We start from the raw sequence: 12979 nt of genomic DNA, 5'->3' as shown, positions 1-12979 counted from the left end.
GCCGGTGCTGAGGTTGGGGGTGGAGGGCGGCGAGCGTTCTGACTGAGGAGCAGGCGCTCCCATCACAGCTGCGGGACAGTGCCGGAGTCACACCGGACTTTCCTCGTTGCCTTCCTGGGCTGGGTCCAGGAAACCGCTGCTCGGATTATCGCTTCAGGAGAAGCCCTTGCCGGCATCTTTGGCGACGCAGGCCTGAAGTTGCTTGCGGATCTTGGCGTGGTCGAGGTTTTTGCCGATCACGACCAATTGGTTTTTGCGGTCGCTGGGCTTGCTCCACTCGCTGTCGTCGATGGAGAAACGCTTGCCGGCCAGGTGGAAGACGTGGCGCTTGCTGCTCTCGTTGAACCAGAGGATTCCCTTGGCCCGGAAGACCCCCGCAGGCAGCTGGTTGTCGAGGAAGTTCTGAAACTTCCGCAGGGAAAAGGGCCCCTCGGCATTGAAGGAGAGGGAGGTGAATCCCTCGATGGCGAGGTGATCCGCGTGGGAATGGTCGTGGGAGTGCCCGTGATCGTGACTGTGATCGTGTGAATGACCGTGGTCGTGCTCGCAGTGCCCGTGGTCGTGATCACAGTTGCTGTGGTCCTGGTGGTCGTGGGAATGATCGTGGTCGTGCTCATGGACGCAGTGACCGTGGTCGTGGTCGCAGTCGTCGTGGTTTTGCTGCGCAGCCACCTTGTCGCTTTCGAAGAGGCCCACGCTGAGCAGCAGCGGCAGATTGACCTCCCCTTTGACCGAGCGCAGGATCCGCGCATCGGTTTTGATCTCCCGCAGCTTGTCTTCCACCGCAGTGAGGCGCTCCTCGCTCACGAGGTCGCACTTGTTCAGCAGAAGGATGTCCCCATAGACCACCTGGGCCCGGGCCACCTCCCCATCGAGGATCTCGTCGCTGAAGTTCTCAGCATCGACCAGGGTGATGATCGAGTCGAGCCGGGTCTGATCCCGTAGATCGCTGCCGAGGAAGGTCATGGCCACCGGCAGCGGGTCAGCCAGTCCAGTGGTCTCCACCACCAGATAGTCGACCGGATCTGGGCGATCGAGGATCCGGTAGACGGCGTCCAGCAGCTCTCCATTGATGGAGCAGCAGATGCAGCCATTGCTGAGTTCGACCATGTCCTCGCCGGTGGCGATGATCAGGTCGTTGTCGATGCCGATCTCACCAAACTCGTTGACCAGCACAGCGGTTTTGACGCCCTGCTGGTTGCTGAGGATGTGGTTGAGCAGCGTGGTTTTTCCTGCGCCAAGGAAGCCCGTGAGGATGGTCACGGGAAGCCCGCTAGGGGCCTGTTCCATCAGGCTGCTGCTCATGGTGAAGGCGGCTTGCTGCGGCTGGGATCGATCCCCTCAGTCTGGGACGTGGCCTGCAGCTTTAGACGCTGCTCAAGCCACAGGCCTTCAGATAGGTCTGGTCGATGGTTTGGCTTTCGGCTGAGCTGGTGAGGTCCTTGTAGGTCTTGGCCGCGGCTTTGGCTCCAGCGCCATCGCCATCGGAGAGGGCATCGAGCATCGCGTTAATCACGCCGAGTTCCTGTTGCTCGAGCTTGAGGTAGGCCGCTTGGGCGCTTTTGCAGGGGCCATCCTTGAGATCGGCCTGAATGCTCTGCAGAGCGTCGGTGTAGCTCGTGGCGGTCGCCCGGGTCTGTTTGATCAGGGCCTCATGGTCGTGGTCATCTTCAGGATCAAAGCGATCGGGAGAGAGCTCGATCGCGGCCAGGAGATGGCCTTCCAGGGCTGTGATGGCTCCCTCGTTGTAGGCATAGACCTCTTTTTGCGGGCCGCTCATTGCGGACTGGTCTGCGCTGGGCGATTGGCAGGCGGCGAGGGCGAGTAGGCCGCTGGCGAGTGCCGCGGCATGGACGGCTGAGCGACGTGGGAAGGACATCGGCTCTCGAGAGGGCGGGGAGTTGGTTTCAGGCTGATCAGGAATGGCCAACACGGCAACGGGCCAACCCTTAACCCGAGACTGAGAACCGTTATCGTTTCCGGAGCTGCGGGGTGGGTTTGGCGCGTTCTTTGGCGCTTGCGGCTGTTGCAAGTGGATTGACGCTCGTTGCTCCGCAGGCCAGTGCTGCACAGGCCTCCCCCTCGGTTGTTGCAGCGAACGGCATTCTTTGCGACCTCGTTGGTGTGCTGGCGGGATCGAGTGCTTCTGTCGCCTGCCTGGTGCCCGCTGGAGCCGATCCACACGACTACCGCCTGAACGCCAGGGACCGAGCAGCGATTCAGTCGGCCTCTCTGGTCTTCTTGAACGGCTATCGGTTAAGTCCTGCCCTCGAGCGTGTCGGGAAGCTCAAGCGCACGGTCAAGGTGGCCGAACGGGCGGTCCCCTTGAGTCCATCGCGTGATCCGCATGTCTGGCACAACCCGCTCCAGGCGGTGGCGATGACGAGGGTGGTCTCCTCTGAACTCAAGACCTTGGTGACGGCCACGGCCCGCCCGGCGATTGAGGCACGCGCGGCTCGAGTGGCCTCCGTGCTCCAGCAGTTGGATCGATGGGCTGCCGTGCAATTCGCGACGGTGCCCAAGGGGCATCGTGTGGTGCTGACTGAGCACGATGCGATTGCCGCGTTGGCCCGGCGCTACCAGGTTCGCTATGTGCCCTTGATGCGCTCCTTTGCCTCAGGCGGCCCGCTGCGTCCCAGCAGTTTGGGTGAGATCACACAAGCGGTGAAGGGATCGGGAACGAAGTATCTGTTCTCGGAGTCCAAGGCCAACTCAAAAACCTTGCGCCGCATCAGTAAGACCTCGGGGATTCCGATTTATCGCCAGCACTTGGTGGTTGATGGCGTCGCCAAGGGACAGACCTACGTCGCCACGTTCGTCTCCAATGTCTGCACCTTGGTTGATGCCCAGGGTGGACGCTGTGACCGCTCCGCCGCTCACGCACTCGTCGTCCGTTGGAAGGCGATTCGCTCGTCTCGCTGACTGTCGAATCCTCGCTTTGATCTCCTTAGATGATTGGCCCCCGTTCGCTGTTCTTGCCCTTGAGGTGCCTCCCCTTTGGTGTGGGCTGTGCTCTGTTGCTCTCGGCCCCCGCTTTCGCCCACGGCGGAGCGACTGGCGAGGAGCTAAAGCCTGGCGAATTCAAGGCCTCCCCTGTGATCACCATCGAGGGACACGGTGGTCTGGAGAACAATTTGCAGGGGCCGCCCAGGCACTACGCCATCGATGGTCTTTATGGAACGGTTTTGGAGTGGGGGCTCAAGAACCAGGGCAGTTTTGCGATCGAGGCGGCGATTGGTCCAGCCTTTGTCTGGGGTGAGGCTGAGCATTTTTATGGCCAGGTTCATGCCCATGGGGGGCATGCTGATGAAGAGCACGAGGGTGAGTCCTTTACCTCTGCCAGTCCATGGCGCAGGACGGACATTAAGGGCTATCTCACCGCTCGCTATCAACCCTGGAGCAACCTTTCCTTCCAGGCAACCTGGAAGCCGTACTACATCACTCGAACTGAAACCCTGGATGGTCTAGAGGATCAGTTGGGTTTGAGGAATGAGATTCAGGCGGGTGTGCTCTACGCCTTTGGTGATGGCGACGTCAATTTCGCCTTGGGTGATGGCCTGGAGAGTGTTGTGGATGGACTGTTTGTGTCTGCAGTCAACAACACGGGCTGGGATAGTGATGGAACCTATTTGGGCAACTACACCGATACCTGGGGTGGGTTTGGTTTTAACTACGACCTGCTGAATGTGACGCTCTCAGCTGGTCCACGGTTCTACACACCCGGCCGCTACGCCAACCTTCCGCAGCGTACGGATTGGGGTGGAGAGATTGAGTTCGAGTATCCCTTCACCACGTCAGTCGTTGGCTTTGCCCACTGGCAGGCCGTGTACAGCACCCAGGCTGGTGAAGGCTGGGGAATTGGATTTCAGCACCACATCGGTACTGGTGTGACTTTCCGCTTCTAGGGGCTTTTCTAGCGATCCGACTAGCTTGAGCTCTAGAGGCTGGATGGCTTTGCTTCGCGTTCAAAACCTCTGCGTTCATCGCGGCCAGCAACTGGTTCTCGATGACGTCTCTTTCACGATCAAGTCCGGCTCGTTAACGGCTTTGGTTGGCCCCAATGGAGCAGGCAAGAGCACGTTGTTGCATGCCCTAGAGGGGCAACTTCCAGCCACCTCCGGCCTCCTGGAGTTGGCTGGTTTGGCCCTCACCCCTGCGTTGGCCCGTCGAGAGATTGCGCTGATGCCGCAACGCGGAGCCATTGATTGGAGTTTCCCAATCACGGTCCAGGAGTTGGTTGCCCTGGGGCGTCTTCTCGGGCGTCGACCGGGCTGCTGCGATGTGGAGGCGGTTTTACAGCGGGTGGGTCTGGCTGGCTTGGGTTCACGACGGTTGGATGAACTCTCCGGCGGTCAGCAGCAGCGGGCGCTGCTCGCGCGCACGTTGTTGCAGCCAGCCCAGCTGTTGCTCCTCGATGAGCCCTGCGCTGCGATTGATCCCCCATCGCGCACCAATTTGCTGCGGGTCATGCGTCAGCTCTGCGATGCGGGATTGACCCTGCTGGTGAGCAGCCATGACTGGGGAACTGATCTGGATGCCTACGACGAAGTGCTGGTCTTGGATCGAGCGCTGCTTGCCCAAGGTCCGCCCGAGGCGGTACGGCGCTCCTTGGGCGACCTCAGGGTTGGGCATCAATGCTGTGGTTAGTCGCTTTGACGGGACTGGCAGCTCTCGCACAGTCCGAAGAACTCCAGGGTGTGAAAGATCAACGAAAACCCTTTGCTGTCCTCGGTTTCGAGGTCAACGTGATGAACAGGACAATGGTTGAGGACCGCGGTGGCGCCGCAGTCCACGCAGGTGATGTGATGCTCGTCCCGCCCCAACGGAGCGAAGAGGGCTTCGCCGCTGGGCAGATGCCGGCAGCGGATCAGTCCCCGTTGCTGGAGTTGGCGCAGGTGCCTGTAAACCGTCGCCAGTCCCATGGGGCTGTGGCTGCTCCGCAGCTGGGCATGCAGCTCCTGTCCCGACAGTTCTTGCTCGGCGTCCTCCAGGTGCTGAATGATCAGCTGCTGCCGCTCCGTGATGCCGGCAACCTGGGGGGGCATGCGCGTCCAGTTTGGATGGGGTCCAGATCCTATGGCTGACGCCTGGTGGCTCTTGCCCTTCAGCATCGCCCTGGTGGTGGGCGTGCTCTGTCCCCTGGCCGGAACGGCTCTGTTGGTGCAGCGCCGGTTGTTCCAGGTCAATTTGATCTCCCATGCGGTGCTGCCAGGACTGGTGCTCGCCGTGTTCTGGGGGCTGGAACCAAGCCTCGGCGGATTAATCAGTGGCGTGGTGTTCGCGCTGCTGGCTGAGCGGCTCACGGGGCTTCTGCCCCAGGGCGATCGCAATCGGGAGGCCGTGCTCAATGCCGTCTTGGCGGGATCGCTGGGGCTGGGGGTCCTGCTGATTCCCTTGCTCGGGGTCCGAGTGGATCTCGAGGCGATCTTGTTTGGGGATCTTCTGGCGGCTGGTCCAAGGGAGCTCTTGCAGAGCCTCATTGCCTTGGTCCTGATCGTCGGCGTGCTCGCCGGCCGCTATCGCCAGTACGTCTATCTCGGGGTGGATCCCGTTGGGGCCCAGGCTGCTGGGCTGCGTGTCTCGGCCCTGCGCTTGCTGTTGACACTGGTCACCGCGCTGGCGGTGGTGAGCGCGATTAGCGCCGTGGGCATTGTCTTGGTGGTGAGCCTGATGGCAGCACCTGCTCTCTTGGCCTTGCCGAAGGCCAGGAGTTTGCGGCAGGCCCTGCTGCGCTCCTCCTTGTGGGGACTGCTCCTCTGCGGGGGAGGATTTCTGTTGGCGGTTCAGGATGCGGTCAACCTGCCGCCCGGTCCTGTGATCGGTGTTGTCTGTCTGGCCACCCTGCCGTTGCCGCTCTTGCGCCGCTGATCAACGGGCGGGGGGCTTTCAGTCTTGCTTCACCAGGGCGGCCGGTGAACCACCCGTCCCTGTGAGGCTGGCCGCCGGCTTGGCTTGCTCCTGCGCGACCTCGCTGTAGAAGCTGGTGTCCAGGTTGCTCAGCAGTGCGGGGCGGTTGGTCTCGAAGTGCAGGTGGGGCCCGGTGGTCCAGGCGCCGCTGTTGCCGCAATGGCCAATCAGGTCGCCCCGCTTGTAGGTCCCGGGCGCTTGGGCGCTGTGCAGATGGCTGTAGCTGGTCTCTAGACCGTTGTTGCCCACGAGCACCACGGTGTTGCCGTGGGTGTGGCTGCGGATCACGCTGGCCACTCCGTCGTGGGCGGCGCGCACCGGTGTTCCGACCGCACAGGCGATGTCCAGGGCCGGGTGCTCGGCGTGGGCGTCTTGGGTCACAACCCCTGGCATGGGATTCAGCAACTGCAGCGCGGGGACCAGGAGTGCGACGGGCAAGAAAAAGCTTTCGTGAAATCGAAAGCGGATCTTAAGTTACGACCCCTGAGACTTGAATGTCGTCTATGCGACAGGTTCGGGTTTCAGTCCGGATGAGCGCTGCAGGGCATCCAGCCAGAGCCCATCCGATGGGCGCCGCTGCAGCCAAGAGTTTTGGCTTGATCCAGCGCCTGCTGCTGACTGGGATAGATGGTGAGTTCCTTGGCGGCAGGCCGGTGGGCATGGGCCTGGCTTGGGTCTGGGCTCCACGTCCAAAGCCCCATGGCGTTCAGCCCAGCAACGGCAACTCCCATGCCCACGATGCAGGCATTGAGTACGCCCATTCCCACCACCCCCAGGCTGACGACGCCCATGGGCACGACGCCAATGCTCACCACGCCCATGGGCACGATGCCGATCGAGACGATTCCCAGCGGGGCAATGCCAATCGCCACGCGTTTGGGCGGGGCCGAGCAGCTCGATGCGATGAATGTCTGGGTCTCGGCCTGGCGTTCAGGACTGCGGACCATCGGCGCTCCTGCGATGGCGCCATCCTGGTGCCGATGAATCAGATGGTCTGGGCTTTGTTGCTAAACCACGTCGGGACGGCGGAGTAGCAGGCGGCGTTCTTCTCGTTTTCACGGGCCTCGACCTTCCAGCAACAGCTGCGGCCGCCATCACGGGCATTCAATAGCTTGTTGGCCCAGTCCCAGACCAGGGCTGCGCTGGCTTCCATGCCGACGTTCTCCATCACCCGTAGATCCAGGGCCCCCTGCTCATGCAGGGATTGCCATTGCGCCAGCAGCGGGTCGTCCGCATTGACCAAAAAGGTGTGGTCAAACTGCTGCCTCAGTTGCTTCTCCAGTTCGCTCAGGCTCGAGAAATCCACCACGAAGCCGTTTTCATCCAGCTCCTCGGCCTGGAACCAAAAACAAAAGCTGCGGCTGTAGCCGTGCACAAAGCGGCAATGGCCGCTGTGCCTCCACTGCCGGTGGCAACAGGGGTAGCCGCTAAAGGTTTTGCTGCAGGTGTAGGCGGCGGTCATCCCCGGTGAATGCTGGATGTGGGTCTTGAGGGAGGATCGGGGTAGATGGATCGGCAGCCCTTGCAGGCATCATTTCAGGCCCCAGATCCGGCCTTCATTCGCTCCCTTCGTTTTAACGAGGCCGGCCTGATCCCGGCGGTGGCTCAGGACTGGCTCGACGGGGCGGTCCTGATGGTCGCCTGGATGAACCACGAGGCGATTGAGCGCACCTTGGCCACGGGCGAAGTGCACTACTGGAGTCGCTCCCGCCAGGAGCTTTGGCACAAAGGTGCCACCAGTGGCCATACCCAGGCCCTGCGCGGCCTGCGCTACGACTGCGATGCCGACGTGCTGCTGCTCACGATTGAGCAGCGCGGCGATGTGGCCTGCCACACCGGAGCGCGCAGTTGCTTCTATGACGATGGACCGAGCCCGACGGCTGGTGGTGCCGGCGCCGCTCCCCCGCCCGCCGATGTCTGCACGGAATTGATGCGGGTGATCGAAGGGCGCCGTGACCAGCCGGAACCCGGCAGCTACACCAACAAGTTGCTCGAGGGCGGCGATAACCGGATCCTCAAAAAAATCGGTGAGGAGAGCGCCGAGTTCGTGATGGCCTGCAAGGACAACAGTCCTGAGGAGATGGCGGGTGAGGCGGCCGACATCGTCTTTCACCTGCAGGTTGCTTTGGCCCATCACGGCGTGAGCTGGCGCCGGGTGCAGGAGGTCTTGGCCTCCCGCCGGGGTGCTCCGCGCCGCGACTAGGGCTGTTTGAGTCGAACGGGGCTCCCATGGCGGAGCCCGCTGCCGTTGCTCAGGATCACCCGATCGGTGGCCGAGAGGCCTTTGAGGACCGGATAGCGATCCCCCTGCAGGGGGCCCAGGGTGACGCTGCGCTGGAGCGCCACGTTGCTGCCCGCCGGTAGGCGCTCAATGGTCGCCAACGGCGTTTTGCCCGGGTCTTTTTTCCATTGGGCAGGGGTGCCGACGACGAAGACGAAGGTCTGGCCGAATTGGCGCGTGACCGCCTCAAACGGAATGGCCAGGTGACGCTCCGCGCCAATGATCAAACGGGTCCGCAGCCGCTGCCCGTCGCGGAGCATGCCCTGGGAGTTCTCGATCTTGGCCTTGGCCAGCAGGGTCTGACTTTTGGCGTTGATGTTGGGATCGATCATCGTCACCCTCCCCTTGGCGACGGGGCGCTGCCCTTGACCATCGAGCAGTTGCACCAGCTGCCCGCTGGCGAGCCGGTTCGCCTGGCCGGCCGGCACGTCGATCCGGGCCTGCAGGGCTTCGTTGCGGATGATCCGGCTAAAGGGGCTTCCGGCCTGGAGGACATCCCCTGCTTTGACGCTCAGATCACTGATGACCCCAGCGATGGGGGCCCGTACATCCTTGTAGGAGAGGTCCGCCAACTTTGCCGTCAGGGCTTGGCGCGAGCCGATCGCTTTGGCTTCGAATTCATCGCGCTGCAGGGCGGTTGCCGCCCCTTCCTGGGCCAAGCCGGCCAGTCGCTCAAAGGCCAGTTGATCGCTCTTGCTTTGGGCCTGCAGGGCTGAGACGTCCGCCTTGAGCTGGGTTTGATCGAGGACCAGCAGCAGTTGCCCGGCCTCAACGGACTGACCGGATTGGACCAGGACCCGTTGGATTCGTCCGCCGGCCTGGGCCGCCAGCTCGATTTCATCGGTGGCCTCCAGGGTGCTGACGGTGTCGATGCTTTGCACGAACACCTCCCGCTCCAGTGGAGCGGCCGTGACCTTCTGCGGCGGACGCCCAGTCGAGCTGCCGCAGCCGCAGAGTGCGAGTAGTCCAAGGGCGGCCAGACCTGGCCAGAGTGCTTTAGCCATGGCTCCTCCGGGCTTTGAGCTCGAGCTCCCAGCCCTTGATCAACCTGTAGCTACTGGGCACGACAAATAGGCTCAAAACGGTGGCCACCAGTAGGCCAAAGAACACCACAGTGCCGATGCTGATGCGGCTGCTGGCGCTACTGCCGCTGGCCAGCAGCAGGGGCAGAAATCCCGCCAGGGAGGAGATGGCCGTCAGCAGGATCGGCCGCAGCCTGGAGCGGGCGGAGTCGCGGATGGCCTGGTCCAGGTTCAGCCCCTCCCGCAACCGTTGATTGGCAAATTCCACGATCAAGATTCCGTTTTTGGCGGCCAGGGCCACCAGGACCAGCAGTCCCATCTGGCCGTAGACATCCAGGGGCAGACCGCGCAGCACCAGGCCGCCTAGCGCTCCAAGCAGGGCCAGGGGAACGGTGATCAAGATGATGAACGGGTCCAGCAGGTTCTCGTAGAGGCCGGCCAGCACCAGCCCCATGACCAAGACCGCCAGGGAAAAGACCCTGACGGTGCTGCCGCCGGAGCGTTTCTCTTCCTCCGCCAGACCGGTCCAGGCCAGGTCCGTGCGCCGTCCCCCCAGTTGCCCCTGCAGCCGCTCGAGCTCAGCCATGGCTTGGCCGGTGCTGACCCCCGAGGCCGGTAGGGCACGAATGCTGATGGAGCGCACCAGGCGGCTGTGGTTGATCGTGCTGGCCCCACTGGAGGCCTCCACGCGCACCAACTGGCCAACGGGGATCAGGGTTCCTGATTTGGCGCGCACCTGCAGGGCGAGGACGTCGTCGAGGTTGCGCCGGCCCTCTCCATCCAGCTGAACAATCACCCGGCGGACCTGATCGCCCTCAAAGCTGTCGTTGACATAGCTACTGCCCAGGCTGGCCTGGAGGGTGCTGACCAGTTGGCTCAGTTCCACGCCGAGGGAGGCCATCTGCAGGCGATCGGGCTCCAGCCGCAGGAGCGGCGAATCGGCGCTGAAGCGGGTGGAGACCCGCTCAAACAATCCGCTGGCATTGGCCGCTTGGATCAGGCGTTGGGCCTCGCCCGCAAATTGCTGCAGCGAGAACTGCCCGTTGCTGGTGTCCAGCAGCTCGAGCTCCAATCCCCCTTCGCTGCTGAAGCCGCGCACGCTGGGGGGCTGGCTGACGATCACCGTGGCCCCGGAGATCGTTTTGCGCAGTTGGCGGTTGAGCCGTTTGGCCACCGCCTCGGTGCTGGGGCGTCCAGGCCCCCGCTCGCCGATCGGCTGAAGCCGCAGGAAGAGCAGTCCCTTGTTGGGGGTGCTGTCCCCAAAGGAACGGCCGGCATAGAAGTTGCCCGTTCGAATCGCGGGGTCCGCCTCCGCCAGCGCTTGGACCTGTTGCATCACCGCCTCGGTGCGCTGCAGGGAGAGCCCCTCCGGCAGCACAACGACCCCCCGCAGTTGGCCGTTGTCCTCCTGGGGAATGAAGGCCGTCGGTCTCCAGCTCAGGCCCAGGGCGGTCACCAGTAGGCCCACCAGGACGCTGGCCATGACGCGGCGCCGCAGCTTGAGGGAGCCCTCGAGCCAGCGGCCGTAGGGGGCCTCCAAGGATTCCAGCCAGCGCCGGGGCGGATCAATCCAGCGCAGCAGCCAGGCGGGCTCGCGTTGTTCCGCGTGGAGCAGGCGGCTGGCCGCCACCGGCGTGAAGCTGATGGCGTTAAACGTCGACACCGCAATGGCGGCGCTGATGCTGATGGCGATGGGCGCGTAGAGCCGGCCCACGCTTCCCTCCAGCCCGATCACCGGCAGGAAGACCACCACCAGCACCAGGGAGGTCGCCACCACCGCCCCACCGAGCTCCGCCATGGATTCGCGGGCGGCGGCCAAGGGGGAGGCCCCCGCTTCCAGCCGCCGTCCGATGTCCTCACTGACGACGATGGCGTCGTCGACCACCAGGCCCGAGGCCAGCACCATCCCAAACAGGCTGAGGGTGTTGATGGAGCCGCCGGCCAGCTTGATCAGGCTGATCGACCCCAACAGAGAGACCGGCACCGCCAGGGCGCTGATCAGGGCTAGACGGCTGTTGCCAAGCCCCAGCAGCAGGGCAAGAAACACCAGCAGTACCGCATCCCGGAGGCTGCCGGCGGTCTCACCAATGCTGGTGCGAATCGTCTCGGCTTCGTTGACGATCAGCTGCAGATCAATGCCAGGGGGAATGTCCGGCTGGAGCTCCGCTAAGGCCTGCTCCACCGCCTCACTGACCGCCAGGGCATTGGTGCCATCCCGCTGGTAGACGCCAATGGCCACAGCGCTGCTGCCCTGGAGGTTCGTGGCGATGGCGTCATAGCTCTCACTGCCAAGACCCACGCGGCCGATGTCCCTCAGCAGCACGACTCCGCCTTCGGGGCCCTCGCCGACCACCAGTTGTTCGAGTTCTTCGCTGCTGCGCAGCCGGCCCTCCATCTCGAGCGGGAGGGTGGTGGCCTGCCCCGGGGGCATGGGCGCTTCGCCGGTTTGTCCCAGTGCGGCTAGGACGTTCTGGGCCTGCAGGGCCCGCTCGACATCGTTGATCGTCAGTTGACGCTCTAGCAGTGCCGCGGGGTTGAGCCAGAGCCGGAAGGCCAACGGGCTCCCGCCAAACAGACGCACATCGCCAACCCCCTCGACCCGCTGGAGCCGCTGCTGCACCACCTGGCTGACCCAGCCATTGAGGAACTGCGGGGTGTAGCGCTTCGGATCCGCGCTGAAGCTCAGGACCATTAAGAGGTCATCGGAGCTGCGCCTGACCTGCACGCCCAGGCGAGCGACCTGGGCTGGCAGCCGCCGCAGCACCTGGGCGATTTCGTTTTGGGTGTTGACCTGATTGAGTTCGGGGGAGCCGCCGCGGAAGTTCAGCCGGATGCTGCTGCCACTGCTGCTGCTGCTGGAGCGGATGCTCTCGAGCCGCTCGAGTCCGTTGAGCTGCTGCTCGATTAAGGCGGTCACCCCCTGCTCCACCACCTCGGGGCTGCCGCCGGGGTAGGAGCTGCGGACACTGACCCGCCCGGGGGCAATGCTCGGCAGGTTCTCGACCTGCAGGCCGCTCAAGCTCAGGGCTCCCATGAGCAGCAGCAGCAGACTCAGCACCAAGCTGAATACGGGCCGTCTCAAGAACAGGTCTGAGAGGGTCCGCCTGGGCGGAGTCATGGCTGGGTGCTGGGCTGATCAGCCTGGGTCAAACCGGGCTGTTCTTGCAACCACTTCAGGGTGGCTTGATCCCTGGGGCTCAGCTGCAGGACCGGGACCGCTCCGGCCTTGACCGCCAGCGCATCGCCGGCGTGGTCGCTATGGCCCCAGAGACCAAAGGCATGGCCCAATTCATGCAGGCTGGTGGCCTGAATGGCCGTTTGCGCTTGCCCGGGGCTGATCAGCACCGTCACCAGCGGCTCGAGGGACCAGCGCTGATCCCGGCGGACCTCACGCAACTGAAGCAGGGCCCGTCCATTGCTGGCGCGGTTATTCAGCAGGGGAGGCCGACGCCGCTCCACCAGAACGTGGGCCCGCAGCGGCTCGGTGACCAGGTGAATCGGCAGCTGGTCTTGCCAGGTGCGCAGGGCAGCCTGCACCGCCTGATGCCAGCGCTGCTGCCAAATCGCCCCAGGCCCCAGGGCGGTTACGGGCTCCACCCAGACGCACCACTGCTTGCGATGGGGCCAGCCTGCGGGTGTGGTCTTGAGACGACTGCTGTAGCCAGCGCTGCTGGCGGTGGTCTGGACCGGCTCGATCAAGAGCGGCCCCTGGCCGGACCAGGGGCGCACCTCAGAGGCCAGGGGGCAGGCTGGAGGCGGTAGCTCCATC

The 12979-nt window shown here is 63.9% G+C and carries 14 protein-coding genes and 1 riboswitch; of the genes, 5 read left to right on the top strand and 9 right to left on the bottom strand.

Annotated features, from left to right (window positions below; genetic code table 11):
• Positions 1-10: 10 nt before the first annotated feature.
• Positions 11-153: riboswitch (cobalamin riboswitch) on the bottom strand.
• Both QZ186_RS02420 and QZ186_RS02415 read right to left on the bottom strand, forming a co-directional pair.
• Positions 154-1305, bottom strand: a complete 1152-nt coding sequence (locus tag QZ186_RS02420) for a GTP-binding protein (protein WP_296415635.1) — start codon at positions 1303-1305, stop codon at positions 154-156. It lies immediately after the preceding riboswitch.
• Between the two features lie 61 nt (positions 1306-1366).
• Positions 1367-1879, bottom strand: coding sequence for a hypothetical protein (locus QZ186_RS02415; protein ID WP_296415633.1), 513 nt, complete (start codon positions 1877-1879; stop codon positions 1367-1369).
• A 158-nt stretch (positions 1880-2037) separates the two neighbouring features.
• Here QZ186_RS02415 and QZ186_RS02410 point away from each other — a divergent pair, with 158 nt between their 5' ends.
• Genes QZ186_RS02410 through QZ186_RS02400 form a run of 3 tightly spaced genes read left to right on the top strand, consistent with a single transcriptional unit; the run spans position 2038 to position 4647 of the window.
• Positions 2038-2922: a metal ABC transporter substrate-binding protein gene (locus QZ186_RS02410; protein ID WP_296415631.1), complete on the top strand. Its 885-nt coding sequence runs from the start codon at positions 2038-2040 to the stop codon at positions 2920-2922.
• Positions 2923-2951: 29 nt separating this feature from the next.
• Positions 2952-3905, top strand: coding sequence for a hypothetical protein (locus QZ186_RS02405; RefSeq protein WP_247477439.1), 954 nt, complete (start codon positions 2952-2954; stop codon positions 3903-3905).
• Positions 3906-3948: 43 nt separating this feature from the next.
• On the top strand, positions 3949-4647 hold the full coding sequence (locus tag QZ186_RS02400; RefSeq protein WP_247477442.1) for a metal ABC transporter ATP-binding protein: 699 nt from the start codon (positions 3949-3951) through the stop codon (positions 4645-4647).
• Here QZ186_RS02400 and QZ186_RS02395 read toward each other — a convergent pair.
• Positions 4644-5045, bottom strand: coding sequence for a transcriptional repressor (locus tag QZ186_RS02395; RefSeq protein ID WP_247477445.1), 402 nt, complete (start codon positions 5043-5045; stop codon positions 4644-4646). The two genes, QZ186_RS02400 and QZ186_RS02395, sit on opposite strands and share 4 nt — an antisense overlap.
• 31 nt (positions 5046-5076) lie before the next feature.
• Here QZ186_RS02395 and QZ186_RS02390 point away from each other — a divergent pair, with 31 nt between their 5' ends.
• The gene (locus QZ186_RS02390) at positions 5077-5868 is read left to right on the top strand and encodes a metal ABC transporter permease (RefSeq protein WP_247477448.1); all 792 of its coding nucleotides are present in this window, start codon (positions 5077-5079) and stop codon (positions 5866-5868) included.
• A gap of 18 nt (positions 5869-5886) precedes the next feature.
• Here QZ186_RS02390 and QZ186_RS02385 read toward each other — a convergent pair whose 3' ends face one another.
• The 3 genes from QZ186_RS02385 to QZ186_RS02375 all read right to left on the bottom strand — a co-directional run bounded on the left by QZ186_RS02385 (position 5887) and on the right by QZ186_RS02375 (position 7369).
• Positions 5887-6345 (bottom strand): M23 family metallopeptidase, encoded by a 459-nt coding sequence (locus QZ186_RS02385; RefSeq protein ID WP_247477449.1) that lies wholly within the window; start codon positions 6343-6345, stop codon positions 5887-5889.
• A gap of 83 nt (positions 6346-6428) precedes the next feature.
• Positions 6429-6854, bottom strand: coding sequence for a hypothetical protein (locus tag QZ186_RS02380; RefSeq protein WP_296415621.1), 426 nt, complete (start codon positions 6852-6854; stop codon positions 6429-6431).
• A 38-nt stretch (positions 6855-6892) separates the two neighbouring features.
• Positions 6893-7369: a 6-carboxytetrahydropterin synthase gene (locus QZ186_RS02375; RefSeq protein WP_296415619.1), complete on the bottom strand. Its 477-nt coding sequence runs from the start codon at positions 7367-7369 to the stop codon at positions 6893-6895.
• Between the two features lie 45 nt (positions 7370-7414).
• On the opposite strand from QZ186_RS02375, the gene hisIE reads away from it, so the two are divergent.
• Positions 7415-8110, top strand: a complete 696-nt coding sequence (gene hisIE / locus QZ186_RS02370) for a bifunctional phosphoribosyl-AMP cyclohydrolase/phosphoribosyl-ATP diphosphatase HisIE (protein ID WP_296415618.1) — start codon at positions 7415-7417, stop codon at positions 8108-8110.
• Here the strand turns inward: hisIE and QZ186_RS02365 are convergent.
• From QZ186_RS02365 to QZ186_RS02355, 3 genes are read right to left on the bottom strand one after another with little or no spacing between them, the layout of a single operon-like run.
• A complete protein-coding gene (locus QZ186_RS02365; RefSeq protein WP_296415616.1) occupies positions 8107-9192 on the bottom strand; it encodes an efflux RND transporter periplasmic adaptor subunit in 1086 nt (361 codons plus the stop codon). The genes hisIE and QZ186_RS02365 overlap by 4 nt on opposite strands.
• Complete coding sequence (locus QZ186_RS02360; protein ID WP_296415614.1) at positions 9185-12328, bottom strand: efflux RND transporter permease subunit; 3144 nt, start codon at positions 12326-12328, stop codon at positions 9185-9187. Before QZ186_RS02360 ends, QZ186_RS02365 begins: the two co-directional genes overlap by 8 nt.
• Entirely contained in the window at positions 12325-12978 is a 654-nt protein-coding gene (locus tag QZ186_RS02355; RefSeq protein WP_296415612.1) for a peptidase, read from the bottom strand. Before QZ186_RS02355 ends, QZ186_RS02360 begins: the two co-directional genes overlap by 4 nt.
• Position 12979: the final 1 nt, after the last annotated feature.

It is taken from the genome of Vulcanococcus sp. DEBay_Sum29NL08_54 (assembly GCF_017859255.1).
GTDB lineage: Bacteria > Cyanobacteriota > Cyanobacteriia > PCC-6307 > Cyanobiaceae > Vulcanococcus.
This window is presented reverse-complemented; position numbering and strand designations above follow the sequence as displayed.